This window comes from Cupriavidus sp. 09_S30, assembly GCF_056930435.1.
The window spans coordinates 1882270-1906244 of record NZ_JBXOWI010000002.1 but is presented as its reverse complement, the minus strand read 5'-3'; the positions used below and the strand labels follow the sequence as shown (position 1 = coordinate 1906244).

The window sequence follows — 23975 nt, the reverse complement described above, 5'->3', positions numbered from 1 at the left end:
TGCCCCAGGGCGCCAAACGACCGTCGCCTAGGGCGCGCGCGTGGCGTCGGCGGCGTGGTCCTGGTGCGCTTGGTGCGCCTGCGGCGTGTCCGGGGCCTGGCCCCAACCATGCTCGCGCATCGTGGCGATCATGGCCGCCTGCAGCTCCTCGGCCACCACGGGTTTGTGCAGCAGCGTGCTGCCGTCGGCATGGACATCGCGCAGGCGGTCCGCGGCGGTGTCGCCGGTGACGACGATGGCCGGCACGCGCCGGCCCAGGTGGGCATGCACCGCCTCCGCGGCCTGCAGGCCGGTGCGCTCGCCGCGCAGGCGATAGTCGACCAGCAGCAGGTCGGGGGTGAACGTATCGAGCACGGCCAACGCCTCGGCCTCGGAATCGACCGCACGGCAGCGGCACTGCCAGCCGCCGAGCAGCTCGCAGATCGCCACGCGGATGGCCTCGTCGTCGTCGATCACCAGCACGGACAGGCCGTCCAGGCCGCGCGGCACCGGCGTGGCGACGCCCTCGTCCGGCTTGCTCAGCGATAGCGGCAGCACCAGCCGGAAGACCGAGCCGCGCCCCGGCCGCGAGGCAAGCGTCACGCGTGTGTCCATGGTGCGTGCCAGCCCTTCGACGATGGCAAGTCCCAGGCCCAGCCCCTTGCGCTGGTCGCGCTCGGGGTTCCCCAGTTGGTGGAACTCCTGGAAGATGGCGCGGTGCTGCGCGGGCGGGATGCCGATCCCCGTGTCCCACACTTCCAGCCTGGCCTGCCGGCGCCGCTGGCGACAAGCCACCAGCACGCCGCCCTGGCGCGTGTAGCGGATGGCATTGGCGATCAGGTTGCGCAGCACCAGCTCGACCAGGGTGGGATCGCCGTAGAGTACGGCGGTGGTGTCGCGCGTGCGGTAGACCAGCCCGCGCGCATTCGCCTGCGGCGCGAACTCATTTTCCAGCTTGTGCAGTAGCGGTTGCAGCCGGAACGGCCGCGGCCGCGCCTCGACCACGCCGGCGTCCAGCTTGGAGAAGTCGAGCAGCGTGTTGAGCATTTCGCGCGCCGCACCCGAGGAGGCCTGGATATGCTCGATCAGCTGCCGCTGCCGATCGTCCAGCGCCGTCCTGCCCAGCGACACCACGAACAGGCCGAGCGCGTGCAGCGGCTGGCGCAGGTCGTGGCTGGCGGAGGCCAGGAAGACCGACTTGGCGCGGTTGGCCTCCTCGGCCGCGCGCTGGGCGCGTTCCGAGCGCGTGGTCTGTTCGCGCAATTGGGAGATCAGTTCGACGTTCTCGAAGCGCAGGGCGATCGAATGGCGGGCAACGCGCGCATAGTTGCGGGCGAATACCATCAGCACGCCCAGGTAGAGCGGGGTGCCAAGGAACATCGGCAGGTAGTCGAGGTCGCCGGTGACGAGGAATGCGATCCACACTGGCAGGATGGCCGGCACGAAGAAGCCGATGGCGACCGGCAGGCAGGCCGAAAACACGGCCAGGGCCGCTGCGCTCATGCCCGCGATCAGCGACAGCACGCAGATCACGGTGGACGGCGAGCGTACGTCCAGGTAGAGCCACGCGACCACGCCCCACAGGCTGCCGATCACCGTCAGCAGCATCGTCATGGCGCGCGCGTAAAGGCCGACGCGCGCCTCGCTGAGTCGATCCGGCATCAGGAAGCGCCCATAGTGGCCCACGGCGCAGGCCACCGCGATGGCCGCGGCCCAGGGCAGCGGTCCCAGCGAGGCGCGTGTCAGGCTCAGTCCGGTGGCCAGGATGATGGCGGCCAGAGAGCATCCCAGCATGGCGATGCCGAAGCTCTGGTCGAGCAGCTCCATCTGTGCCGACAGCACGCGCGGCTCGTCGAAGTGGGGCAGCAGGGTGAAGGCGGGCGGCATGGGCGGGGCGCGGGTCGAAGGCCAGGGTGGACGCCGAAGCGGTTCAGCGCACCGCCTGGATCAGGCCCCGGCGTTGCGCCTCCAGGATGGCTTCGACGCGGCTGACCACGCCGAGATGGTCCAGGATGGCGGCCACGTGGACGCGCACGGTGTTCTCCGACAGGCCGAGATGATGCGCGATGACCTTGTTGGAGCGGCCCAGGCTGAGCTGCTCCAGCACCTCGAGCTGGCGCGGCGTCAGCGTGCTGGACTGGTAAGCCGGGGCCGGCGCGGCGCGTGTGCCGCTCTCCGCGGGAAAAAAGCTGCCGCCATCCAGGCAGCAGCCCAGTGCTTCCTCGATCTGCCGCGTGTCGGCGGACTTGGGCAGGAAGCCGGCCAGTTCCCTGCGGGCATCGGGCGGCACGACCTCCAGTCCTGACGTGCCCGACACAATCAGGATGCGTGCCTCGGGGAAATGCCGGCGCAGAACCTTGACGCCCTCGATGCCGTTCAGGCCGGGCATCTGGATGTCGAGCAGGATGATGCCGAAGGTTTTGCCGCCGTGCGCCTGCACGGCCTCCATCACCGAACCGCTCTCCGCGATGGAGGCGACCCGCGGGCTATCGGCCAGCACCAGGCGCAAGCCGGTGCGGAACAGGGTGTGGTCGTCGATCAGGAGCAGGCTGGCTCGGGACATGTTCTTGTTCTTGGGAAGGGGCAAAGCCAGCGCGCGGCACGCCGTATGCGTGGTACGCCACAATTCGTGTGATTGGAACGCATTCGCGCGGCTTTGTCCATGCGCCATAGCGAGGAGGCGGGGCAGGTTCTGTGCGCCGCGCCACAGCTAGTCCGGAAAGATTATTCATCTCGCGCCGGCGGGATGCGATCATTTGCCAGTGGCTGCCCGCATGCGGGCGCCAACACCACTTCGTCTACCCCCACTACCACCCGGCAGTGGGTTTTTTTTGCCCGCGGACTTGTTGGTTTCAGGCGCCTGCCTTCGCTATCGCCTGTTTTTCAGGCCCTCCTAGTCGATCAACTTCCCATCCGCATCGTAGAAGGGGTAAGCCGGTCCATGGTCGCCGATCGCGGCGGCATGGGTGACGAGGCCATGGCGCGGATGCCACCAATGCAGCAGGTAGCCGGGCGGCTCCATGCGGAAGCGTGACGGCGCGTCCGGATCGAGGTCCAGCGCCACCTGGTGGGCCGGGCTCGGCGCGGTCATGGCGATGGTGCCGCCGAAGCGGCGGATGATGTGCCGGTGCAGGTGGCCGCACAGCACGCGCTCTACCTGCGCATGGCGGCGCACCACCGCCTCCAGTTCGGCCGCGCCTTCCAGCCCCTGTTCGTCCATGTGGCCGATGCCGGTGTCGAAGGGCGGGTGGTGCAGCATCAGCAGGGTCGGCACCGCAGGCGCGGCGGACAGGGCGGCGTCCAGCCATTGCAGGCCCGCCGCATCGACGCGGCCGCCGCTGCGGCCGGGCACCGTGCAGTCGAAGCCGACCAGCCGCAGCGGGCCGGCCATCACGCTGTAATGCACCGGTGCCTCGCCGTCGCCGTTGGCGAACAGGTAAGCGTGGTCCGGGAAGACGCGGCGCAGCGCGGCGCGGCTGTCGTGGTTGCCTGGCAGCAGGTAGAGCGGCATGGGCAGGGCATCGAGCAGGCCGCGCAGGAAGCGGTATTCGTCCTCGCTGCCGAAGTCGACCAGGTCGCCGGTGATGACCACCGCGTCGGCGCGCTGCGGCGTGGCCAGAAGGGTGTCGATGCAGCGCCGCAGCGCGCCGGCCGTGTCCACCATCCGGTAGGAGAGGCGCCCGCCGGCCTTGATATGCAGGTCGGTGATCTGAGCGATGAGATAGGAGTCGGGTGTCATGCTGTTCGCGGTGCCGTTCGTGATGTGGGGGTTCATGCCGCGGCGGGCAGGGTGATCAGGTGCGCCATTTCCACCCGCAGCCCGATGCGCGTGCCGGCCTGCCAGTTGCCGCGCTGCGCGGTGTCGACCACGAGCGGCGCCGGCGCGCCCACGTCGACCAGCAGCCGCGTGCAGTTGCCCAGGAAGAGCGCGGTGAGCACGGTGCCGTTCAGCGCGGCGGCCTCGCCGGCACCGGCCGGCGCGACGTCCTCGGGGCGGAACATCAGCTCGGCTTCGGTGCCCGCGGTGCCATCCGCGCGCGGCAGGCGGCCGCCCGGCACCTGCCAGGCGCCGTCCGCCGCGCTGGCGGGCAGGCGGTTCATGGTGCCGATAAAGTCGGCCACGAAGGCGCTGGCCGGCGCGCGGTAGATCTGCTGCGGCGTGCCGGTCTGGGCGATGCGGCCCTTGTCCATCACGATGATGCGGTCGCCCAGGGCCATGGCCTCGGCCTGGTCGTGCGTGACGTAGACGGCGGTGATGCCCAGGCTGCGCAGCAACTGGTTGATGTCGGCGCGCAGGCTGTCGCGCAGCTTGGCGTCGAGGGCGGTGAGCGGCTCGTCGAGCAGCAGCACGCGCGGCTGCACGGCGATGGCGCGCGCCAGCGCCACGCGCTGGCGCTGGCCCCCGGAGAGCTGGTCGACGCGGCGGTCGGCCAGCGCCTCCAGCTGCATCATGCCCAGCATGTCGTCCACGCGGCGGCGCCGCGCCGCGGCGTCCAGGCGGCGCACGCGCAGGCCGTAGCCGATGTTCTCGGCCACCGTCATATTGGGAAAGAGCGCGTAGTTCTGGAACACCATGCCGACGCCGCGCTTTTCGATCGGCTGCGCCGTTACGTCCTGGTCGCCGAACCACACCTCGCCACCGGCATCGGGGAACTCCAGCCCGGCGATCAGCCGCAGCGTGGTGGTCTTGCCGCAGCCGGAAGGGCCCAGCAGCACGACGGTCTCGGCCGCGCCGATGTCGAGGTCGAGCGGCTGCAGCGCGAGGGTGCCGTCAGCGAAGGTCTTGGCGCAGCGGCGCAGCCGGATGGGAATCGTGTCATGCATGGCGGGTCTTGGCAGTGAGCTTGGGGGCGGTGGCGGCGATGGCGGCGGCGTCGCCGGATGCGTCGAGCGGTGCGGCGCGGTGCTTGCGCGCGCGCGCGCCGACGGCGGACAGGGCCTGCATCAGCACCAGCAGCGGAATGATCATCACGAAGAAGACGATGGTGTAGGCCGAGCCGATCTCCAGGCGCATCGAGGCGTAGCTGTCGGCCAGGCCGACCGGCAGCGTCTGCGTGGTCGGGGTGTGCAGCATCCAGGTCAGGTTGAACTCGCCCACCGACAGCGTGACCACCATCAGCGCGCCGGCCAGGATGCCCTGGCGGCAGTTGGGCAGCACCACGCCAAAGAAGCGCTGCAGGCGCGAGGCGCCGAGGCTGGCGGCGGCATCCTCCAGGGTGCGCACGTCGATGGCCGACAGCACGGCCAGCACCGCGCGCACCATGAAAGGCAGGGTGAACAGCACATGGCCGATCAGGATGAAGACCCAGCTGGTGCGCAGCGCCGGCCAGCCGCCGTAGAGCAGGATCAGGCCCAGCGCGGTGGCCAGGCCCGGCACGGCCACCGGCAGCATCAGCAGTTCCTCCACCAGCCGCGTCAGGCGCCCGCGCCGCAGCGCCATATAGTAGGCGGCGGGCACGCCCAGCACCAGGGTGCAGGCCAGGCAGGCCAGCGCGATCCACAGCGACAGGAAGATGGTATTGCGGTAGAGCGACCAGACCTCGCCCAGCCAGCGCGTGGTCAGGCCGCTTTCCAGGCCGATGAAGATATTGTTGGTCAGGCCGGCCAGCACCGACAGCACGACGGGTGCCGTCATGAACAGGCAGACCAGGCAGGTCAGTGCCAGCTGCAGCCAGTAGCCTGCGCGGCGGGGTTGTGCGGATCGCGTCGCGGACATGTTTGGGCTCCTAGGCAGTGGCGGCGACGGCGTCGCCCGAGAACCAGCGCGCCAGCGCCAGCATGGCCCAGGTCACGCTGCCGAGCAGCACGGACAAGGCGGCGGCCATGCCGAAGTTGGCATAGTTGGTGAACTCGTTGTAGATGGTCAGCGGCAGCACGTCGAGTTGGGTGGCCAGCGTGAAGGCGGTGCCGAAGGCGCCCATGCTGGTGGCGAAGCAGATGGCGCCGCTGGAGATCAGGGCCGGCATCAGCGCGGGCAGCATCACGTCGCGCACCACGCGCCAGGGGCCGGCGCCCAGCGAGCGCGCGGCTTCCTCCAGTGAGGGGTCGAGCTTATCGACGGCCGCCATCACGGTCAGGATCACGCGCGGGATGGAAAAGTACAGGTAGCCGACGAACAGGCCGGCCAGCCCGTAGGCGAAGGTCCAGCGTTCACCCGCGAGAAGGTCGCCGATCGTGGCGACCAGGCCGTTGCGCCCGCCCAGCATGATCACCATGAAGCCGATGACCACGCCGGGAAAGGCCAGCGGAAAGGTCAGCATGGCCACCAGCACCGGCTTGCCGGGCACAGAGTGGCGCTGCAGGAAGGTACCGGCCACGCCGGCAATCAGCAGGGTGGCCAGCGTTACCACGCCGGACAGCAGCACGGTCACCATCAGGCTGTGCAGGTAGCGCGGGCTGCTGAGCACGGTCCAGTAGACGCCGGCGCCTTGCTCGCCGCCAAGGCTGATCGCCAGCAGCTTGGCCATCGGCAGGCAGAAGAAGGCCGTGAAGACGATCAGCGCCGGCAGGGCGAAGGGGAAGAGGCGTGGAGCACGGGGTGGCATGGATCGGGCGCAGTCAGGGATTCAGGGGCCGCATTGCGGGTGTGGGTGTGGGTGTGGGTGTGGGCGTGGGCGTGGGCGTGAGCGTGAGCGTGGGCGCGAGCGTGGCGCCGGGTGTTCTCCCCTCTCCCGCTTGCGGGAGAGGGGCGGGGGAGAGGGCGGGCATTCGCCAGAACGACGACATGCGCTTTGCGCAAGCGCCGGCCCTCTCCCCCGGCCCCTCTCCCACTCTGTGGGAGAGGGGAGCAAACCATCGCGGGGAGAGCGCTACCAGGGCGCAATCGCTACCAGGGCGCGATCGCCCCCGCCACTCTCCCGATATCAGCGCACCTCCTTCAAATACTGGTCGCTGAACGCCTTCTGCACCTCGGCCATCCTGCCGTAGTCCACGGTCTTGGCGCGCGCGTAGTCCGCCGCGGGCAGGAAGCGCGCCTGCACCTCCTTGGGCATGGTGCCGCGCACCGGGCGCAGGTAGGCGTTGGCCCACAGCGCCTGGCCGGCGTCGGACAGCACGAAGTCCAGCACCTTGCGGCCCTCGGCCTCGTGCGGCGCCTTGTTGACCAGGCTCATCACATAGGGCACCACCACCGAGCCTTCCTTGGGAATGACGAAGGCGACGTTGGCGTGGTCCTTGTAGCGGGCGCGGTAGGCGTTGAAGTCGTAGTCGAGCAGGATGGGGATCTCGCCCGACAGCACGCGCGCGTAGGCGGTCTGCTTGGGCACGATCGGCTGGTTCTTCTGCAGGTCCTTGAAGTACTTGAAGGCCGGGCCGAAGTTGTCCAGCGTGCCGCCCAGCGCCTGGTTGACGGCGACAGCGCCGACATAGCCGACGAAGGCGCTGGCCGGGTCGAGGTAGCCGACCAGGCCCTTGTATTCGGGCTTGAGCAGGTCGGCCCACGATTGCGGCACGGGCTTGCCGCGCAGCGCGTCGACGTTGACCATGAAGCCCATGGTGCCCGAGTGGATGGCAAACCAGTTGCCCTGCGGATCCTTCAGGCCGTCGGGAATGTCCGCCCAGTGGGCGGGCTTGTAGGCGCCGGTGACGCCGTCCTTCTTGGCCTGGATGCCGAAGGTCACGCCGTAGTAGACCACGTCGGCCACCGGGCTGGCCTTTTCGGCCACAAGCTGCGCCAGAGACTGGCCGGAGTTCTTGTTGTCGAACGGCACGGTGACGCCGGTCTTGTCCTTGATGGCGCGGATCTGCGCGGCCCAGTCGGCCCACTCGGGCGGGCAGTTGTAGCAGATGGCGGTCTGCGCCATGGCAGCGTGGCTGAGGGTGGCGGCGCTGAAGGCCAGCGCGAGCCCGCGCAGGCCGCGGTGCCAGGAACGGATCGGATGCATCAGGAGCTCCTAGGTTGGACAGCAGGGGAAGAGGGAAGACGGACGGGCCTGGCAGCCGGCGCGGCAACGGTGCCGCCCAGGCGCAAGACATGCGGAAGCAGGGTGACTCTCGGTCCCTTGGGCGCCGCGCCCGGGTCCAGCCGGGACAGCAGCCGCGCCACGGCCTGGGCGCCGATCTCGCCGTTGGGCTGGGCCACGGTCGCCAGCGCGGGCTCCACCGCCGTGCCCAGGACAATGCCGTCGTAGCCGAGCACCGACACGTCGGCGGGCACGCGCAGGCCCAGGCGGCGCAGGTCGGAGATCACGCCGATGGCCAGCAGGTCATTGGTGCAGAACAGTGCCGTGGGTGCATCGGGGCCCGCCATCAGCGCCGCGAGCTGGCCGGCGTTGCTGGCGGTGTGCGAAGGCAGGCACAGTGCGGGCGAGGGCGCCAGCCCGTGCGCGTGCATGGCGTCCTGGTAGCCGGAGAAGCGCTGGCGCGCCCGGTCCGAGGCGACGAAGGCGCCCGATACCACCACCACGCGGCGGTGGCCGGCCGCCAGCAGGGCCTCCACGCCGGCGCAGGCGCTGCGGCGGTTATCAACCGAAACGGAATGGCGCCGGCCACGCGCGCCCGACTGGTTGTAGACCAGCACATAGGGCAGTCCCTCCGCGTCGAGCTGGTCCAGCACCTCGCTGCGGGCTGCGTCCGCCACGGTCAGCACCATGCCGTCGACCCGGTGCCGCAGCAGGTACTCGATGCGTTCGCGCTCGCGCTCCGGCCGGTAGCCGCTGGTGACCAGCATCAGCGAATAGCCGGCCGCCAGCGCCGTCTCCTCGATGCCGTGCCAGCATTCGGCGAACACCGCGTTCTCCATCGTCGGCAGCATGACGCCGATCATGCGGCTGCGCTGTGCGCGCAGCTTGCTGCCCAGCAGGTTGGGGCGGAAGCGCAAGGCGCGGGCGGCATCCAGCACGCGGCGGGCGGTGGCTTCGCGCACCAGCGCCGGGCTGCTGAACACGCGCGAGGCCGTGGCCAGCGACACCTGGGCGGCTTCGGCCACATCCAGCAGGGTCGCGGCGCCCGGCGCGGGCTGGTCTTGGGGTGTCATCGGCGGGCTTCCGGCCGGTGCCGGCGCGGGACGGTTGAAAACGTTTTCATTCAAGTGCCAAAAAACAAGGCGTCAAGGCCTTGGAGTGTTGCGGTGCGACATCGCGCGGCACGGGCGCCCGAGGCGCCGATGCTTGCCGCGCATTCTGCGAGGTGGCCGTGACAGCGGCATGACAGCAGGGGTAAGGTGGCGCTTGCGTTCGAGATGCGGTCCGAGGTGCCGTCCGAGTTGCGACAAGACGCACCCTCGTGTGCTTCGGGCGGGACTTGAAAGCGCAAAAAATTTTGCTTAACATGTTAATAATTGATCGGACGCGATCCGATCCGTGGTCGCGGGCGGAGTGTCCCCGGCCGATAGCAATAGACCGAAAGCGAGAGGAGACGATGAACGCAAGCACGATGCGGCTGGCCCGGATTGCTGTGCGCGGCGGGCAGCCCGGCACTGCCGTGGTGGGTGAGGCCAGCGGGCTGCCGCTGGAGGGTGGCCGTCCGCTGGCGCAGGAAGAGTTCCGCTGGTTGCCGGCGGCGACCGGCACCGTCTACGGCGCCTTGCTGAACTTCCGCGGCGCGCTCGAGGCGCTGGGCGACAGCGTCAACGCGCCGCCCTACCAGGCGCCGCCCGCCGCCCCCATTCTGTACATCAAGCCGCGCAATACGCTGGCGGGCCACCTGGCTGAGGTCGCGCTCGCGCCCGGCGCCGAGGCGCTCGAGATCGGCGCGGCGCTGGGTATCGTGATCGGCCGCCGCGCCACCCGCATTGACCCGGCGCGCGCCAGCGATTACATCGCCGGCTATACCGTGGTGTCCGACGTCAGCGTGCCCCATGCCAGCTACTACCGTCCGGCGGTGCGCCACAAGTGCCGCGACGGCTACTGCCCGATCGGGCCGTGGATCGCACCGCGCACCGCGGTGCCCGATGCCGGCGCGCTGGCGATGACGTTGCGCATCAATGGTGAGGTCCGCCAGCGCAACAGCACGGCCAACCTGATCCGCCCGGTGGAAACGCTGCTGGCGGAGGTCAGCGCCTTCATGTCGCTGGAGGCCGGCGACGTGCTGCTGGCAGGCGTGCCGGAGGGCGCCCCGCTGGCACGCGCCGGCGATGTGGTGGAGATCGAGATCGAGAACGTGGGCCGCCTGCAGCATCGCGTGGTGGCGGCCACCCCGACGGAGGAAGCAGCATGAGGACCGCGCGCGTTGCCTATGACGGCCTGATCCATGCCGCGCGCCCCGCCGGAGAGGGCCGGCTCAAGCTCGACGACGGCCGCGAGGTGGCCGAGGACGCAGTCACCTGGCTGCCGCCGGTGGAGCCGCGCACCAGCTTTGCGCTGGGGCTGAACTATGCCGACCACGCCCGCGAGCTGTCATTCAAGGCGCCCGACGAGCCGCTGGTCTTCCTCAAGGGACCCGGCACCTTTATCGGCCACCGCGGCCACACGATCCGGCCGGCCGGCGTGAAGTACATGCACTACGAGTGCGAACTGGCGGTGGTGATCGGGCGCACCGCGCGCAACGTCAAGGCGGCCGATGCCTACGACTACGTGCGCGGCTATACCGTGGCCAACGACTACGCCATCCGCGACTACCTGGAAAACTACTACCGCCCCAACCTGCGCGTGAAGAACCGCGACACCTGCACGCCGCTGGGGCCCTGGCTGGTGGATCGCGACGACATCGCCGACCCGATGAACCTGACCCTGCGCACCACCGTCAACGGCAAGCTGACGCAGGAAGGCTCGACGCGCGACATGATCTTCGACATCCCCTGGCTGATCGCCTACCTGAGCAGCTTCATGACGCTGGAAACAGGCGACATGATCCTGACCGGTACGCCCGAGGGCCTGGCCGACACGCAGCCGGGCGATGAAGTGGTGACAGAGATCGAAGGCGTCGGGCGGCTGGTGAACACCATCGCCGCCGCGAGCGAATACGGCAGCGCGGATTGAGCCGCGCGCAGGGATGCGAGCAGGCAAGGAGATTGAAATGATCAAGCATTGGATCAACGGCAAGCAGGTCGACAGCAAGGACCGCTTCACCACCTGGAACCCGGCCACCGGCGAGGCCATCGCCGAGGTTGCCGCCGGCGGCGAGGCCGAAATCGACGCGGCGGTGGCCGCCGCCAAGGCCGCTTTCCCCAAGTGGGCCAACACCCCGGCCAAGGAGCGCGCACGCATCATGCGCCGGCTCGGCGAGCTGATCGCGCAGAACGTGCCGCAACTCGCCGCGCTGGAGACGCAGGACACCGGCCTGCCCATCGCCCAGACCGGCAAGCAGCTGATTCCGCGCTCCTCGGAGAACTTCAATTTCTTCGCCGAGGTCTGTGTGCAGATGAATGGCCGCACCTATCCGGTCGACGACCAGATGCTGAACTACACGCTCTACCAGCCGGTGGGCGTGTGCGCGCTGATCTCGCCGTGGAACGTGCCCTTCATGACCGCCACCTGGAAGGTCGCGCCCTGCCTGGCGCTGGGCAACACCGCGGTGCTGAAAATGTCGGAGCTGTCGCCGCTGACGGCCGACCAGCTCGGCATGCTGGCACTGGAAGCCGGCGTGCCGCCGGGCGTGCTCAACGTGGTGCAGGGCCTGGGCGCCACCGCGGGCGACGCGCTGGTGCGGCATCCCGACGTGCGCGCGGTGTCCTTCACCGGCGGCACCGTCACCGGTAAGCGCATCATCGAGCGCGCTGGGCTGAAGAAGTTCTCGATGGAGCTGGGCGGCAAGTCGCCGGTGCTGGTGTTCGACGATGCGGACCTGGAGCGCGCGCTCGATGCGGCGCTGTTCACCATCTTCTCGATCAACGGCGAACGCTGCACGGCCGGCTCGCGCATCTTCGTGCAGGAGACCGTCTACGACGAGTTCGTGCGCCAGTTCGCCGAGCGCGCCAGCCGCCTGCGCGTGGGCGATCCGACCGACCCGCAGACCCATGTGGGCGCGATGATCACGCGCCAGCACTGGGAAAAGGTGACCGGCTACATCCGCCTGGGCGAGCAGGAAGGCGCGCGCATCCTCGCCGGTGGCCCGGACCTGCCCGAAGGCCTGCCCGCCCACCTGAAAGGTGGCAACTTCGTGCGCCCGACCGTGCTGGCCGACGTCGACAACCGCATGCGCGTGGCGCAGGAAGAGATCTTCGGCCCGGTCGCCTGCCTGATCCCTTTCAAGGGCGAGGAAGACGGCCTGGCGCTGGCCAACGACACCAGCTACGGCCTGGCCTCCTACATCTGGACGCAGGACGTGGGCAAGGTGCATCGCCTGGCGCGCGGCATCGAGGCCGGCATGGTCTTCGTCAACAGCCAGAACGTGCGCGACCTGCGCCAGCCCTTCGGCGGCACCAAGGAATCGGGCACGGGGCGCGAGGGCGGAGAGTACAGCTTCGAGGTCTTCGCCGAGGTGAAGAACGTGTGCATTTCGATGGGCGGCCACCATATTCCGAAGTGGGGGGTGTGAGGGCGGGGGCCTAGGCGTAGGCTTGTTTTCTCCCCTCTCCCACTTGTGGGAGAGGGGCCGGGGGAGAGGGCGGGCACATCCACGAAGCGAGCGCCTTCGTTCTGGCGAATGCCGTCCCTCTCCCCCAACCCCTCTCCCGCAGGCGGGAGAGGGGAGCAGGATGGCGGTGAATCGGGCGATGTCGCATCGCGTGCCGCAAGGTTTTCTCCCCTCTCCCACTTGTGGGAGAGGGGCCGGGGGAGAGGGCAGGCGCTCGCGCGTAGTGAGCGTGGTCGCTCTGGCGAATGCCGGCCCTCTCCCCCAACCCCTCTCCCGCAGGCGGGAGAGGGGAGCAGCTTGGCGGTGAATCAGGCGATGCCGCATCGAGTGCCGCAAGGTTTTTTTCCTCTCCCACTTGTGGGAGAGGGGCCGGGGGAGAGGGCAGGCGCTCGCGCGTAGTGAGCGTGGTCGCTCTGGCGAATGCCGGCCCTCTCCCCCAACCCCTCTCCCGCAGGCGGGAGAGGGGAGCAGGTTGGCGGTGAATCGGGCGATGCCGCATCGCGTGCCGCAGGGTTTTCTCCCCTCTCGCACTTGTGGGAGAGGGGCCGGGGGAGAGGGCAGGCGCTCGCGCGTAGTGAGCGTAGTCGTTCTGGCGAGTGCCGGCCCTCACCCCCAACCCCTCTCCCGCAGGCGGGAGAGGGGAGCAGGTTGGCGGTGAATCAGGCGATGCCGCATCGAGTGCCGCAAGGTTTTTTTCCTCTCCCACTTGTGGGAGAGGGGCCGGGGGAGAGGGCGGGCGCTCGCGCGTAGTGAGCGTAGTCGTTCTGGCGAGTGCCGGCCCTCACCCCCAACCCCTCTCCCGCAGGCGGGAGAGGGGAGCAGGTTGGCGGTCAATCGGGCGATGCCGCATCGAGTGCCGCAAGGTTTCTCCCCTCTCCCACTTGTGGGAGAGGGGCCGGGGGAGAGGGCAGGCGCTCGCGCGTAGTGAGCGTGGTCGTTCTGGCGAATGCCGGCCCTCTCCCCCAACCCCTCTCCCGTGGGCGGGAGAGGGGAGCAGCTTGGCGGTGATCGGGCGATGTCGCCTCGAGCACCGCGCGGTGGCAATACAACAAGACTGGAGACAAGACAATGGGCAAGCTATCGCTGGCCGCCAAGATCACCCATGTGCCGTCGATGTACTTGTCGGAAATGCCCGGCAAGCACCACGGCTGCCGCGAAGCGGCCATCGCCGGGCACCGGGAGATCGGCCGTCGCTGCCGCGAACTGGGCGTGGACACCATCGTGGTGTCGGACGTGCACTGGCTGGTCAATGCCGGCTATCACGTCAACTGCAATCGCCGTTTCCAGGGCACCTACACCAGCAACGAGCTGCCGCATTTCATCAAGGACATGCAGTACGCCTACCCGGGCAACCCGGAGCTGGGCCGGCTGATCGCGCAGACCGCCAGCGAGCACGGCGTGATCACGCGCGCGCACGAGATCGACAGCCTGGAGCTGGAGTACGGCACCCTGGTGCCGATGCGCTACATGAATAGCGACCAGCACTTCAAGGTGGTGTCCATCGCCGGCTGGTGCGCCTGGCACCAGCTCGACGAGAGCCGGCGTTTCGGCATCGCGCTGCGCGAGGCGATCGAGAAGAGCGATGCCAATGTCGCCTTCCTCGCCAGCGGCTCGCTGTCGCACCGCTTCAACGACAACAACAGCCCGGAAGAGAGCATCCACCAGATCAGCCGCGAGTTCTACAAACAGGTCGACCTGCGCGTGGTGGAGCTGTGGAAGCAGGGCGACTGGGCCACCTTCTGCCGCATGCTGCCTGAGTACAACGAACTGTGCGTGGGCGAGGGCGGCATGCACGACACCGCCATGCTGCTCGGCCTGCTGGGCTGGGATGCTTATGACAAGCCGGTGGACATCGTCACCGACTACTTCACCAGTTCCGGCACCGGCCAGATCAACGCGATCTTCCCGCTGCCCTGATCCCGTCTAGATACCGCGAGCGAGCCATGCCACACGTCATCGTCGAATACACCGACAACATCCGCGCCGAGGCCGAGGTGCCCGCGCTGCTCAAGACCATCAACGAGACCTTGATCGCGCAGGGCGGCGTCTTCCCCATCGGCGGCATCCGCTCCCGCGCCATCGCGCTGACCGACTACCGCATGGCCGACGGCGAGGAGGACTACGCCTTCGTGCACGTCACGCTGAAGATCGGCGCAGGCCGCGAGGAGGCGGTCAAGAAGAAGGCCTGCGACGAACTGTTCGAGGCGATCAAGCAGCATTTCGCTGCGCTCTACGCCAAGCGCTACCTGGCGCTGTCGATGGAGCTGGCTGAATTCAACGAGGGCGGCAGCTACAAGCACAACAACGTGCACGCCCGCTTCAAGAAGGCCGGCTGAGCGCCGCCTGCCCGCCATCGCGCGGGCGGGCGCGGCCACGCAGCCGGACGCATTTCCCTATCGCGGCGCTCGCGCCGCCGGAGCCCCCATGCTGAGTCCCGAACTGATCCGCCAGGTGGCGGAACGCCTGAACCAGGCAGAGAAGTCCCGCGTGCAGATCCGCCAGATCTCGCTGGACCACCCCGACATCACCATCGAGGACGCCTACGCCATCCAGCGCGAATGGGTCGCGCTGAAGCTCGCGGAGGGCCGCACCGTCAAGGGCCACAAGATCGGCCTGACCTCGCGCGCCATGCAGATGTCATCCCAGATCGACGAGCCCGACTACGGCACGCTGCTCGACGACATGTTCTTTCACGAAGGTGGCGAGATCCCCGCCGGCCGCTTCATCGCGCCGAGGGTGGAAGTGGAGCTGGCCTTCATCCTGGGCAAGCCGCTGTCGGGGCCCAACTGCACGCTGTTCGACGTCTACGATGCGGTGGAGTACGTGATCCCCGCGCTGGAGATCATCGATGCGCGCAGCCAGTCAATCGATCCCGAGACCAAGCGCCCGCGCAAGGTCTTCGACACCATCTCGGACAATGCCGCCAATGCCGGCGTGGTGATGGGCGGGCGGCCGGTGCGTCCCTTCGATGTGGACCTGCGCTGGGTCTCGGCCATCATGTCGCGCAACGGCGTGATCGAAGAGACCGGCGTGGCCGCCGGGGTGCTGAACCATCCGGCCAACGGCGTGGCCTGGCTCGCCAACAAGCTGCACCCCTTCGGCGTGCGGCTCGAGGCGGGCGAGGTCATCCTCGGCGGTTCGTTCACGCGGCCGGTGGCGGCCACGCCGGGCGATACTTTTCACGTAGACTACGGCCCGCTGGGTGCCGTGGGCTGCCATTTCGTCTGACTGCGCGCGCTACCGCGAGAGCATGGGGCCTTGCGGCCCAAGGAGCCACGTTCATGGATTTCCCCATCAATACCTTCAAGCGCGCGCTCCAGGCGGGCGAGCAGCAGATCGGCCTGTGGCTGGGGCTGGCCAGCCCCTACACGGCGGAACTGCTGGCCGGCGCCGGCTTCGACTGGCTGCTGATCGACGGCGAGCACGCGCCCAACACCGTGCCGTCCGTGCTGGCGCAGTTGCAGGCGCTCGCCCCCTATCCGGCGCGGCCGGTGGTGCGCTGCGCCTGGAATGACCCGGTACAGATCAAGCAGCTGCTCGATATCGGCGTGCAGACGCTGCTGGTGCCGATGGTGCAGACGGCAGAGGAAGCCGCCGCTGCCGTGGCCGCCACCCGCTATCCGCCGCAGGGCATCCGCGGCGTGGGCGCGGCACTGGCGCGCGCCTCGCGCTGGAACCGCGTGCCCGGCTACCTGGCGCGCGCCAACGAAGAGATGTGTGTGCTGGTGCAGGTGGAGACGCGCGCCGGGCTGGACAACCTGGATGCCATCGCCGCCACCGAAGGCGTGGATGGCGTCTTCATCGGTCCGTCTGACCTGAGCGCGGATTTCGGCCATCTCGGCAATCCCGGCCATCCCGAGGTGCAGCAGGCTATTGCCGACGCCATCGCGCGCATCCGCCGGGCCGGCAAGGCAGCAGGCATCCTCAGCGGCGACGCGGCGCAATCGCGCCGCTACATGGACCTGGGCACCCGTTTCACCGCCGTGGGTGTCGACACCACCGTGCTGGCGCGCGGCGCCGAAGCCCTGGCCGCGCAGTTCAAGGCCGCGCCGGCGGCGGCTACGGCTGACGCTGGCGCCAAGGACAAGACCTACTGAGACTGAGCCCGCTCCCGGCCGAGCGGGCAGTGTCGCCGCGCGGCGGCCCGCGCCGCACCGGCCGGCGAGCACCGCAGGCCGCGCCTTCAGGCTAATATCACGCGCGGCCGCATCCGGGCCGCACCCTGTACAAAGGAGATTCACGCATGCCGGCAGCACAACGCCCGCGCCTTTCCCCAGCCCGCCGCGCCGCCTTGCTCGGGACGCTCGCCGCCCTGGCCGGCATCGGCCTGGGCGCCGCCTTGCCCGCGCGTGCCGAGCCCGCTGCGCGCTGGGTCGTGCCCTATAGCGCCGGCGGCGGCAGCGACCTGGCCACGCGCATCATTGCGCAGAAGATCTCGCCGGTGCTGCAGCAGAACATCGTGGTGGACAACAAGCCCGGCGGCGCCACCATCCTGGCCGCGCAGGACGTGGCGCGGGCCAAGGCCGACGGCGCCACGCTGCTCACGGCGGGGCAGGGCACCCTGGTGCTGAACCCAGCGCTGTACCGCAAGCTGCCCTATGACGCCAAGGCCGATTTCACGCTGGTGACCTCGCTCGTCAAGCTGCCGGTGGTGCTGGTGACCAGCCCGCGCGTGCCCGCGCACACGCTGCCCGAGTTCATCAACTGGCTGAAGGCGGACAGCGGCAAGGCCACCTTCGCCTCGGTGGGCACCGGCAGCCCGCACCACCTGAGCGCCCAGCTCATGCTGGACCGCCTCAAGGCACAGGCCGTGCACGTACCCTACAAGGGCACGCCGCCGGCGCTGCAGGACCTGGCCGGCAACCAGGTCGACTTCATGATGGCCGACCTGTCCGCCGCTGCGCCGCTGATCCGCGCCGGCCGCATCCGCGCGATCGCCCTGCCGGCGGAGCAGCGCGCCGCCGTGCTGCCCAATGTGCCGACCTTCGCCGAGGCCGGCCTGCCGGACTTCACCGCCTTCGCCTGGCAAGGCGTGGTGGTGCCCGCCGGCACGCCCGCGGCCACCGTGGACAAGATCAACGCCGCCATCGTCGCCGCGCTCAAGGACCCGGGCGTGGTCAAGCAGATGCAGGACCTGGGCCTGGAGCCGATGGGCGACAGCCGCGCCGGCTTCGCCGCCTTCGTGGCGCGCGAGCAGGCCAAGTGGGGCGAGCTGATCCGGGCGCACCATATTACGCAGGAGTAGCCTTGGCGGCGGGCGGCGCTGAGCTGCGCCGCCCCGGCAACTCGGCCCGCAGGGCATCGACCAGTGCCGCGCGGAACGCGTCCGCCGGCCCAGGCAGCGTCTGGCCCTGCAGCGCCAGCAACTGGACCGCGCGCGAGGCGAACTGCGGCGCGTCCAGCGGCCGCGCCGCCAGGCGGCCGTCGCGCACGGCGTGGGCCACGCTCAGGCGGGCCGACAGGGTGAGTGCCCGGCCGCTTTCGACCAGTGCGAGGATCGTCGCATAGGGGCCGCCGAAGGCGGCCTGGTATTGCAGGCCGCGTTCGCCGCACACCAGGTCTAGCACCCGGCGCGCGGTGGCCTGCCCGTCGGGCAGCGCCAGCGGATAGCGGATCAGCTCGCTGACCTTGATCCGCTGCTGCTGCGCCAGCGGATGCGCGGGCGCCATCACGGCCAGGATGGGCGCGCGTGCGCTGAAACAGACGGCCAGCCCTCTTTCCGGCGCCACTGAGAACTTCAGTCCCAGTTCGACTTCGCCGCGCAGCAGCCAGCGCGAGACGTCGGCGGGAGAACCTACGCGCAGATGCACGCTGGCCCAAGGATTTGCCGCGTGGAAGGCCGCCATCACCTGCGGCAGAAACCCGGCGGCGAAGCCATCGGTGCTGGCCACGTCAATGCGGGCCAGCCGCTGCGCGCCAAGCCCGCGCACCTCGTCCAGTACCCGTTCCGCGTCCTGCGCGACGTGACGCAGATGGGCCGCGAGCCGCTCGCCGGCCTCGCTCAGGACCATGCCGCGCGCCCGGCGCTCGAACAGCGCGCAGCCCAGCCCTTCTTCTAGCTTGCCGATCTGCCGGCTGATGGCCGAGGCCGCCACGTGCAGGCGCGCCGCCGCCTCGGTGACCGAACCGGTGCGCGCAACCTCGAGAAAGTAGCGGGAAGCGGTGCCGAGCAGGAGGTGGAGCATGGCGCGGAGCATTGCCAAAAAGGCAATCGATCGTGATGAATTCTCAAATTGTAATGCGTCGGGACGCTCCATAGAATGGCCCGGACACTCCGATCCCGTTTCCACCACGAGCCGCGTTCCCGCCATGTCCCGTGATTCCGCCCTTGAAGCCGCAGCAAGCTGGTTCGATACCGGCCTTTTTGCCGAAACCTTGCAAAAGCGCGTCGCCTGGCGCACGGAAAGCGACGGGCCCAGCGCCGACGCAGCTGTGCTCGGCGGCTACCTGCAGGAGGAGATCGCGCCGGCGCTGTCCGCGCTGGGCTTCGCCTGCGAGCTGCTGCCCAATCCAGTACAGGCGGACAAGCCCTTCCTGGTCGCGCGGCGCATCGAAGACCCGCGCCTGCCCACCGTGCTTACCTATGGCCACGGCGACGTGGTCGGTGGACAGGAGGCGCACTGGCGTGCAGGACTGCAGCCCTGGCGGCTCAGTGTCGAGGGCGACAAGTGGTACGGCCGGGGCACCGCGGACAACAAGGGCCAGCACACCGTCAACCTCGGCGCGCTGGCGCAGGTGATTGCGGCGCGCGGCGGCCGCCTCGGCTACAACGTGACGGTGCTGATGGAAATGGGCGAGGAAGCCGGTTCGCCGGGCCTGCGCGAGTTCTGCCTCGCCCATCGCGAAGCGCGCCTGCGGGCCGACCTTCTGATCGCCTGCGACGGGCCCCGGGTGGCGGCGCAGAGGCCGACCGTGTTCCTGGGCTCGCGCGGGCTGGTCAATTTCTCGCTGCGGCTGCGCTGCCGCGAACGCGCCTACCACTCCGGAAATTGGGGCGGGGTGCTGGCCAATCCGGCCATCGTGCTGGCGCACGCCGTGTCCAGCCTCGTGGATGCGCGCGGCCGCATCCTGGTGCCTGCGCTGCAGCCGCCGCCGCTTGCTGCGGCGGTACGGGCGGCCTTGCAGGACCTGCCGGTCGGCACCGACGACGATGCCCCGGCGCTGGATCCGGACTGGGGCGAGCCCGGCTTGAGCGCGGCCGAGCGCCTGGTCGGCTGGAACACGCTGGAAGTGCTGGCCCTGGGCGCGGGATCTGCGGCGCGGCCGGTCAACGCCATTCCGCCCGAGGCGGTGGCGCATTGCCAGTTGCGCTTCGTCGTGGGCACCGATTGGCAGGGGCTGGCGCAGGCCGTGCGCGCCCATCTCGCGGCGCGCGGCTTCGGCGCGGTGGAAGTCAGCGTCAGCGCGGCCTGCCCGGCGACGCGACTGCCGCTGGACCATCCCTGGGTCGGCTGGGTGCTGGCGTCCATCGAGGCGAGCACCGGCAAGCGGCCGGTGCTGCTGCCGAACCTGGCCGGCTCGCTGCCCAACGAAGTCTTCGCCGAGATCCTGGACCTGCCCACGCTGTGGGTGCCGCACTCCTACCCGGCATGCGCCCAGCATGCGCCCAACGAGCACTTGCTCGCGCCGGTGGCGCGCGAGGGGCTGCGCATGATGGCGGGCCTGTATTGGGACCTGGGCGCCGAGGGCGGCCTGCCGTGGCATGGCGTGAGCCGCCGCGCCGGGCAGGGTGCCTGAGCCGCGTGGCGTCAAACCTCTCGAACTTCTTGAACTTCTCGATCCACTAGAACAGGAGCACATCATGGTCCCTGGCCGCCATTTCCTCGGGCACGCCGTCGCGCCAGCGCGGCTTCGCTGCCTTGCCGCGTGGCTGCTGTTGCTGCTCGGCATGTCGCTGGCCCATGCGCAGACCTGGCCGACCCGGCCGGTGCGCATCGTAGTGCCGTTCCCGCCCGGCGGGGCTACCGACATCGTCGGTCGCGTGGTGGCGGAGAAGCTGGCGGCACGCATCGGCCAGCCGGTGATCGTGGAGAACCGGCCGGGCGCCGGCACGGCAATCGGCGTGGATGCCGTGGTTAGGGCCGAGCCCGACGGCCATACGCTGCTGGTCTCGGGCAGCAGCAGCTATACCGTGGTGCCGGCCCTGCGTGCCAAGCCGCCTTACGATCCGCTCAAGGACCTGGCGCCGCTTGCGCTGGTCGCCAACGCGCCGCTGGTGGTGGTGACGGCGTCAGCCAAGCCCTACCGCTCGATCGGGGACGTGCTGGCCGCGGCCCGCGCGGCGCCGGGAAAGCTCTCCTATTCGACCTTCGGCGCCGGCACCGCGCCGCACCTGGCGGGCGCCATGCTGGCCGACGCCGCCGGCATCGCCATCGACCCGGTGCCCTACAAGGGCAGTGCCGAGGCCCTGCTCGGCGTGATGCGGGGCGAGGTGGACCTGGGCATCGACACGCTGGCGGCGGTCGGCCCGGGCGTCAAGTCCGGCAAGCTGCGGGTGCTCGCCACCGTGGGGCGGACGCGCACGCCGTTCATGCCCGAAGTGCCAGGCATGCATGACCTGAAGCTGGAGCAGGCGGCTTTCGACGGCTTCTATGCGGTGGCCGCGCCGGCGCGCACGCCGCCCGCGCTGCTCGAACGCATTGGGCGGGAACTGGCGGCGGTCATGGCCATGCCAGAGGTGAGGCAGGTCCTGGCGCAGCAGGCGCTGGAGGCCACGTCCATGGGGCCCGCCGCACTGCGCGCGCTGATGCAGGCGGACCTTGAGCGCTACCGCGCGATTGGCCGGCGCATCCATATCAGCCTGGATTAGCTCCCGCCGGTTGACTGCTTACCGGTCGGGACTCCTGGCCCAGGCTGACAGCACACTGCCCTTGCCCTACCATATGGCTCCGGCGGCCGCGTCCTGCGGCCGCATTCCGGCGCCCCCCATGGAAATCGACCTCAAGCTGCTGCAGGTGTTCGCCGTCCTGTACGACACCGGCAGCGTTTCGCAGACGGCCAATGTGCTAGGCCTGTCGCAGCCCACCATCAGCTTCAACCTGGCCAAGCTGCGCGATCATTTCCAGGATCCGCTGTTCGTGCGCACACCGCGGCGCATGGAGCCCACGCCCTGCGCGCAGGCGCTGGTCGCGCGCATCCGCCCGTTGCTGGCCGCGGCCGAGGAGGTCAGCCGCTACCGCGCCGTGTTCGAGCCGGCCAGCGCCGCGCGCAGCTTCACGCTGGCGATGACCGATATCAGCCAGATCGTGCTGCTGCCCACGCTGCTGGACCGCCTGCGCCAGGTGGCGCCGCAGGTGCGCATCCGTGTGCGGCACATCGGCGCCGACACCGCGCGCCAGCTCGAAGAAGGGCAGGTCGACCTGGCGGTGGGCTTCATGCCGCAGCTCGATGCCGGTTTCTACCAGCAGAAGCTGTTCGCGCAGGTCTACGTGGCGCTGGTGTCGCATCGCCATCCGCGCATCGGCGACACGCTGACCCTGCAGCATCTGGCCGAAGAAGGGCATGTGGTGGTGGACCCGGCCGGCACCGGCCACCACTGGATCGAGCAGCTGCTGCAGGAGCAGAAGCTGCAGCGCACGGTGGTGCTGGAGGTACCCAGCTTCCTCGGCCTGGCGGCCATCGTGGCCCACACCGACCTGATCGCGCTGGTGCCGGAGCGCCTGGCCACCATGCTGGCCTCGCCCGAACCGGTGCGGCTGCTGCCGCTGCCGATGGCGATGCCGTCCTATCTGGTCAAGCAGCACTGGCACGAGCGCAATCATGCGGACCCGGGCCACCGCTGGCTGCGCGGCCTGATGGCCGAACTCTTTCTCACCGACTGAGCAGCGGCGCCGCACGCCGCGGCGGTGGCGGGGGCGGTTCAGCTCTCGCCGACGGCCAGCACCGCCGTGGCGGCGCGGGCGCGGTGGCGCGTCAGCAGCCCCATCAGTGTCAGAGCCGCGGCGGCCACCACCGCCGGCACCGCCAGCGCGCTGAAGATGGCCTGGAAGCCGAGGTCCATCGCCATCATGCTGCCGCCCGCCATGGAGCCCAGCACGGAGCCGCAGCGGCCAACCGCATTCGACCAGCTCACGCCGGTGGCGCGGCTGCTGGTCGGGTAGTAGGCGGCCGTCAGCGCGTTCACGCCGACCTGTGAGCCGCTCACGCAGAAGCCCACGCCGAAGATGGCGGCGGCCAGCAGCCAGGTCGAGCCGGCCGAACCGGCACACAGCACGATGAAGCCGGCCGCCGCCAGGTAGGCGGTGCCCAGCACGCGGTAGGGATCGAAACGGTCCATCAGCCGGCCTAGGGCGATGGCGCCCACGGTGCCGCCCACCTGGAACATCGCCGTGACCAGCGCGGCGCGCTGCAGCGGTACGCCGATGCTGGCCAGCAGCGTGGGCGTCCAGCTCGACACCAGGTAGACGATCAGCAGGCTGGCGAAGAAGGTGACCCACAGCAGCAGCGTGCCGGTCAACATGCCGCCGCGGAACAGTTCGCACACCGGGGAAGCGGCGCTGGCGGTGTCGGGGACGAAGCGGTGGGTGTCCGGCAGGGCCGGGTCCAGCCGGCGCGCGATCGCCAGCACGCGCTCAGGCGCGCGGCCGCGCGCCACCAGGAAGCGCAGTGACTCCGGCAGGCGCAGCGCCAGCACCGGCGCCAGCAGCAGCGGCAGGATGCCGCCCAGCGCCAGCACGCCGCGCCAGCCGATCACCGGCAGCAATTGAGCCGAGGCGATGCCGCCCAGGGCCGAGCCGATGGTGAAGCCGCAGAACATCAGCGTGACCAGGCCCGAGCGGCGCGGCCGCGGGCAGTACTCCGACGTGAGCGTGATGGCGTTGGGCATGGCGCCGCCGAGGCCGAGGCCGGTCAGGAAGCGCAGCACGATCAACGTGCCGAGATCCGGCGCCAGCATCGAGGCCAGGCTGGCCAGGCCGAAGAAGACGGTGGTGGCCACCAGCAGCGTCCTGCGTCCGAAGCGGTCGGCCAGCGGTCCGAATACCAGGGCGCCCGCCATCAGGCCGAACAGGCCGGCGCCGAACAAGGGCGCCATGGCGGCCGGCGCGATGTGCCACTCCGCGCGGATGGCCGGCGCCAGGAAGCCGATGGCCGCGGTGTCGAAGCCGTCGATGGCGACCACCAGGAAGCACAGGACGAGCAAGGTCCGCTGGAAGGGGGAGAAGGGGCGCGTATCGATGAAGTCCTCGATGCGCGAGGGGGCGATGGCTTTCACGGTGTCTCCTGTCCGGCCGGCCGAAGCTTCGATGATTCGATCGCTCGATCCGGCTCGATCTTGTGATGTGGCGCGGCATGCGTGGCCGCGTCCGGCGCGGGCGGGGCCCGCGCCTCCCGCCGGGTGGCGGCGGAAGTACCGACGATCTTAGGCAGCGGGCCGGCGATGTCCATAAAGCCCGTTCGATGGGCGCCATCGATGCCATCGATGTGGCCGCCAGCCCTTGCCGTGCAAGGGCACGCAGCGTCATCGGCGTTTTCGATGGGGGGCATCGAAGCGACTGCATGGCGCCGGCGCAGGCGCCTGCCTAGACTGCAACGGACATCCCGGG

General features: G+C 69.8%; 22 protein-coding genes. 11 read left to right on the top strand and 11 right to left on the bottom strand.

Features of this window, described 5'->3' with window-relative positions:
- Positions 1 to 27: 27 nt before the first annotated feature.
- From AC1Z3O_RS28745 to AC1Z3O_RS28710, 8 genes are all read right to left on the bottom strand, one after another.
- On the bottom strand, positions 28 to 1866 hold the full coding sequence (locus AC1Z3O_RS28745) for an ATP-binding response regulator (RefSeq protein ID WP_483519760.1): 1839 nt from the start codon (positions 1864 to 1866) through the stop codon (positions 28 to 30).
- A 43-nt stretch (positions 1867 to 1909) separates the two neighbouring features.
- Entirely contained in the window at positions 1910 to 2542 is a 633-nt protein-coding gene (locus AC1Z3O_RS28740) for a response regulator transcription factor (RefSeq protein WP_483519758.1), read from the bottom strand.
- Positions 2543 to 2872: 330 nt separating this feature from the next.
- On the bottom strand, positions 2873 to 3718 hold the full coding sequence (locus AC1Z3O_RS28735; RefSeq protein ID WP_483519756.1) for a phosphodiesterase: 846 nt from the start codon (positions 3716 to 3718) through the stop codon (positions 2873 to 2875).
- Positions 3719 to 3750: 32 nt separating this feature from the next.
- Positions 3751 to 4803 carry an ABC transporter ATP-binding protein gene (locus AC1Z3O_RS28730; RefSeq protein WP_483519754.1) on the bottom strand — a complete coding sequence of 351 codons (1053 nt, stop codon included), beginning with the start codon at positions 4801 to 4803 and terminating at the stop codon, positions 3751 to 3753.
- Positions 4796 to 5695 carry an ABC transporter permease gene (locus AC1Z3O_RS28725; RefSeq protein WP_483519752.1) on the bottom strand — a complete coding sequence of 300 codons (900 nt, stop codon included), beginning with the start codon at positions 5693 to 5695 and terminating at the stop codon, positions 4796 to 4798. Before AC1Z3O_RS28725 ends, AC1Z3O_RS28730 begins: the two co-directional genes overlap by 8 nt.
- A gap of 10 nt (positions 5696 to 5705) precedes the next feature.
- Positions 5706 to 6524 carry an ABC transporter permease gene (locus tag AC1Z3O_RS28720; RefSeq protein WP_483519750.1) on the bottom strand — a complete coding sequence of 273 codons (819 nt, stop codon included), beginning with the start codon at positions 6522 to 6524 and terminating at the stop codon, positions 5706 to 5708.
- Between the two features lie 318 nt (positions 6525 to 6842).
- Positions 6843 to 7862, bottom strand: coding sequence for an ABC transporter substrate-binding protein (locus tag AC1Z3O_RS28715; RefSeq protein ID WP_483519749.1), 1020 nt, complete (start codon positions 7860 to 7862; stop codon positions 6843 to 6845).
- Entirely contained in the window at positions 7862 to 8953 is a 1092-nt protein-coding gene (locus AC1Z3O_RS28710) for a LacI family DNA-binding transcriptional regulator (protein ID WP_483519748.1), read from the bottom strand. Before AC1Z3O_RS28710 ends, AC1Z3O_RS28715 begins: the two co-directional genes overlap by 1 nt.
- A gap of 398 nt (positions 8954 to 9351) precedes the next feature.
- Between AC1Z3O_RS28710 and AC1Z3O_RS28705 the strand changes: the two genes are divergently transcribed.
- The 8 genes from AC1Z3O_RS28705 to AC1Z3O_RS28670 all read left to right on the top strand — a co-directional run bounded on the left by AC1Z3O_RS28705 (position 9352) and on the right by AC1Z3O_RS28670 (position 17677).
- Positions 9352 to 10134, top strand: coding sequence for a fumarylacetoacetate hydrolase family protein (locus tag AC1Z3O_RS28705; protein WP_483522060.1), 783 nt, complete (start codon positions 9352 to 9354; stop codon positions 10132 to 10134).
- Complete coding sequence (locus AC1Z3O_RS28700) at positions 10131 to 10895, top strand: fumarylacetoacetate hydrolase family protein (RefSeq protein ID WP_483519747.1); 765 nt, start codon at positions 10131 to 10133, stop codon at positions 10893 to 10895. The genes AC1Z3O_RS28705 and AC1Z3O_RS28700 overlap by 4 nt, the downstream gene beginning before the upstream one ends.
- 37 nt (positions 10896 to 10932) lie before the next feature.
- The gene (gene hpaE / locus AC1Z3O_RS28695; protein WP_483519746.1) at positions 10933 to 12393 is read left to right on the top strand and encodes a 5-carboxymethyl-2-hydroxymuconate semialdehyde dehydrogenase; all 1461 of its coding nucleotides are present in this window, start codon (positions 10933 to 10935) and stop codon (positions 12391 to 12393) included.
- Positions 12394 to 13500: 1107 nt separating this feature from the next.
- Positions 13501 to 14349 (top strand): 3,4-dihydroxyphenylacetate 2,3-dioxygenase, encoded by an 849-nt coding sequence (gene hpaD, locus AC1Z3O_RS28690; protein WP_483519745.1) that lies wholly within the window; start codon positions 13501 to 13503, stop codon positions 14347 to 14349.
- Between the two features lie 26 nt (positions 14350 to 14375).
- Complete coding sequence (locus tag AC1Z3O_RS28685) at positions 14376 to 14768, top strand: 5-carboxymethyl-2-hydroxymuconate Delta-isomerase (protein WP_483519744.1); 393 nt, start codon at positions 14376 to 14378, stop codon at positions 14766 to 14768.
- 88 nt (positions 14769 to 14856) lie between these two features.
- The gene (gene hpaH / locus AC1Z3O_RS28680) at positions 14857 to 15660 is read left to right on the top strand and encodes a 2-oxo-hept-4-ene-1,7-dioate hydratase (RefSeq protein WP_483519743.1); all 804 of its coding nucleotides are present in this window, start codon (positions 14857 to 14859) and stop codon (positions 15658 to 15660) included.
- 53 nt (positions 15661 to 15713) lie between these two features.
- The gene (gene hpaI / locus AC1Z3O_RS28675) at positions 15714 to 16529 is read left to right on the top strand and encodes a 4-hydroxy-2-oxoheptanedioate aldolase (protein ID WP_483519741.1); all 816 of its coding nucleotides are present in this window, start codon (positions 15714 to 15716) and stop codon (positions 16527 to 16529) included.
- A gap of 146 nt (positions 16530 to 16675) precedes the next feature.
- Entirely contained in the window at positions 16676 to 17677 is a 1002-nt protein-coding gene (locus tag AC1Z3O_RS28670) for a Bug family tripartite tricarboxylate transporter substrate binding protein (protein WP_483519739.1), read from the top strand.
- Here the strand turns inward: AC1Z3O_RS28670 and AC1Z3O_RS28665 are convergent.
- Positions 17664 to 18617, bottom strand: a complete 954-nt coding sequence (locus AC1Z3O_RS28665; protein WP_483519737.1) for a LysR family transcriptional regulator — start codon at positions 18615 to 18617, stop codon at positions 17664 to 17666. The genes AC1Z3O_RS28670 and AC1Z3O_RS28665 overlap by 14 nt on opposite strands.
- 124 nt (positions 18618 to 18741) lie before the next feature.
- Here AC1Z3O_RS28665 and AC1Z3O_RS28660 point away from each other — a divergent pair, with 124 nt between their 5' ends.
- The 3 genes from AC1Z3O_RS28660 to AC1Z3O_RS28650 all read left to right on the top strand — a co-directional run bounded on the left by AC1Z3O_RS28660 (position 18742) and on the right by AC1Z3O_RS28650 (position 22253).
- Complete coding sequence (locus AC1Z3O_RS28660; RefSeq protein WP_483519735.1) at positions 18742 to 20169, top strand: M20 family metallopeptidase; 1428 nt, start codon at positions 18742 to 18744, stop codon at positions 20167 to 20169.
- A gap of 64 nt (positions 20170 to 20233) precedes the next feature.
- Entirely contained in the window at positions 20234 to 21241 is a 1008-nt protein-coding gene (locus AC1Z3O_RS28655) for a Bug family tripartite tricarboxylate transporter substrate binding protein (RefSeq protein ID WP_483519733.1), read from the top strand.
- Between the two features lie 118 nt (positions 21242 to 21359).
- Positions 21360 to 22253, top strand: coding sequence for a LysR family transcriptional regulator (locus AC1Z3O_RS28650; protein ID WP_483519731.1), 894 nt, complete (start codon positions 21360 to 21362; stop codon positions 22251 to 22253).
- A 38-nt stretch (positions 22254 to 22291) separates the two neighbouring features.
- On the opposite strand, the gene AC1Z3O_RS28645 is transcribed toward AC1Z3O_RS28650, so the two are convergent.
- Together AC1Z3O_RS28645 and AC1Z3O_RS28640 are read right to left on the bottom strand one after the other, a co-directional pair.
- Positions 22292 to 23644, bottom strand: a complete 1353-nt coding sequence (locus AC1Z3O_RS28645; protein WP_483519730.1) for an MFS transporter — start codon at positions 23642 to 23644, stop codon at positions 22292 to 22294.
- Positions 23641 to 23916, bottom strand: coding sequence for a hypothetical protein (locus tag AC1Z3O_RS28640; RefSeq protein WP_483519728.1), 276 nt, complete (start codon positions 23914 to 23916; stop codon positions 23641 to 23643). Before AC1Z3O_RS28640 ends, AC1Z3O_RS28645 begins: the two co-directional genes overlap by 4 nt.
- Between the last annotated feature and the right edge of the window lie 59 nt (positions 23917 to 23975).

What these genes read in the sequence shown, in the direction of transcription:
- AC1Z3O_RS28745 (WP_483519760.1), bottom strand. Translation starts at nt 1,866, where the DNA reads ATGCCGCCCGCCTTCACCCTGCTGCCCCACTTCGACGAGCCGCGCGTG.
- AC1Z3O_RS28740 (WP_483519758.1), bottom strand. Translation starts at nt 2,542, where the DNA reads ATGTCCCGAGCCAGCCTGCTCCTGATCGACGACCACACCCTGTTCCGC.
- AC1Z3O_RS28735 (WP_483519756.1), bottom strand. Translation starts at nt 3,718, where the DNA reads ATGACACCCGACTCCTATCTCATCGCTCAGATCACCGACCTGCATATC.
- AC1Z3O_RS28730 (WP_483519754.1), bottom strand. Translation starts at nt 4,803, where the DNA reads ATGCATGACACGATTCCCATCCGGCTGCGCCGCTGCGCCAAGACCTTC.
- AC1Z3O_RS28725 (WP_483519752.1), bottom strand. Translation starts at nt 5,695, where the DNA reads ATGTCCGCGACGCGATCCGCACAACCCCGCCGCGCAGGCTACTGGCTG.
- AC1Z3O_RS28720 (WP_483519750.1), bottom strand. Translation starts at nt 6,524, where the DNA reads ATGCCACCCCGTGCTCCACGCCTCTTCCCCTTCGCCCTGCCGGCGCTG.
- AC1Z3O_RS28715 (WP_483519749.1), bottom strand. Translation starts at nt 7,862, where the DNA reads ATGCATCCGATCCGTTCCTGGCACCGCGGCCTGCGCGGGCTCGCGCTG.
- AC1Z3O_RS28710 (WP_483519748.1), bottom strand. Translation starts at nt 8,953, where the DNA reads ATGACACCCCAAGACCAGCCCGCGCCGGGCGCCGCGACCCTGCTGGAT.
- AC1Z3O_RS28705 (WP_483522060.1), top strand. Translation starts at nt 9,352, where the DNA reads ATGCGGCTGGCCCGGATTGCTGTGCGCGGCGGGCAGCCCGGCACTGCC.
- AC1Z3O_RS28700 (WP_483519747.1), top strand. Translation starts at nt 10,131, where the DNA reads ATGAGGACCGCGCGCGTTGCCTATGACGGCCTGATCCATGCCGCGCGC.
- hpaE (WP_483519746.1), top strand. Translation starts at nt 10,933, where the DNA reads ATGATCAAGCATTGGATCAACGGCAAGCAGGTCGACAGCAAGGACCGC.
- hpaD (WP_483519745.1), top strand. Translation starts at nt 13,501, where the DNA reads ATGGGCAAGCTATCGCTGGCCGCCAAGATCACCCATGTGCCGTCGATG.
- AC1Z3O_RS28685 (WP_483519744.1), top strand. Translation starts at nt 14,376, where the DNA reads ATGCCACACGTCATCGTCGAATACACCGACAACATCCGCGCCGAGGCC.
- hpaH (WP_483519743.1), top strand. Translation starts at nt 14,857, where the DNA reads ATGCTGAGTCCCGAACTGATCCGCCAGGTGGCGGAACGCCTGAACCAG.
- hpaI (WP_483519741.1), top strand. Translation starts at nt 15,714, where the DNA reads ATGGATTTCCCCATCAATACCTTCAAGCGCGCGCTCCAGGCGGGCGAG.
- AC1Z3O_RS28670 (WP_483519739.1), top strand. Translation starts at nt 16,676, where the DNA reads ATGCCGGCAGCACAACGCCCGCGCCTTTCCCCAGCCCGCCGCGCCGCC.
- AC1Z3O_RS28665 (WP_483519737.1), bottom strand. Translation starts at nt 18,617, where the DNA reads ATGCTCCACCTCCTGCTCGGCACCGCTTCCCGCTACTTTCTCGAGGTT.
- AC1Z3O_RS28660 (WP_483519735.1), top strand. Translation starts at nt 18,742, where the DNA reads ATGTCCCGTGATTCCGCCCTTGAAGCCGCAGCAAGCTGGTTCGATACC.
- AC1Z3O_RS28655 (WP_483519733.1), top strand. Translation starts at nt 20,234, where the DNA reads ATGGTCCCTGGCCGCCATTTCCTCGGGCACGCCGTCGCGCCAGCGCGG.
- AC1Z3O_RS28650 (WP_483519731.1), top strand. Translation starts at nt 21,360, where the DNA reads ATGGAAATCGACCTCAAGCTGCTGCAGGTGTTCGCCGTCCTGTACGAC.
- AC1Z3O_RS28640 (WP_483519728.1), bottom strand. Translation starts at nt 23,916, where the DNA reads ATGCCCCCCATCGAAAACGCCGATGACGCTGCGTGCCCTTGCACGGCA.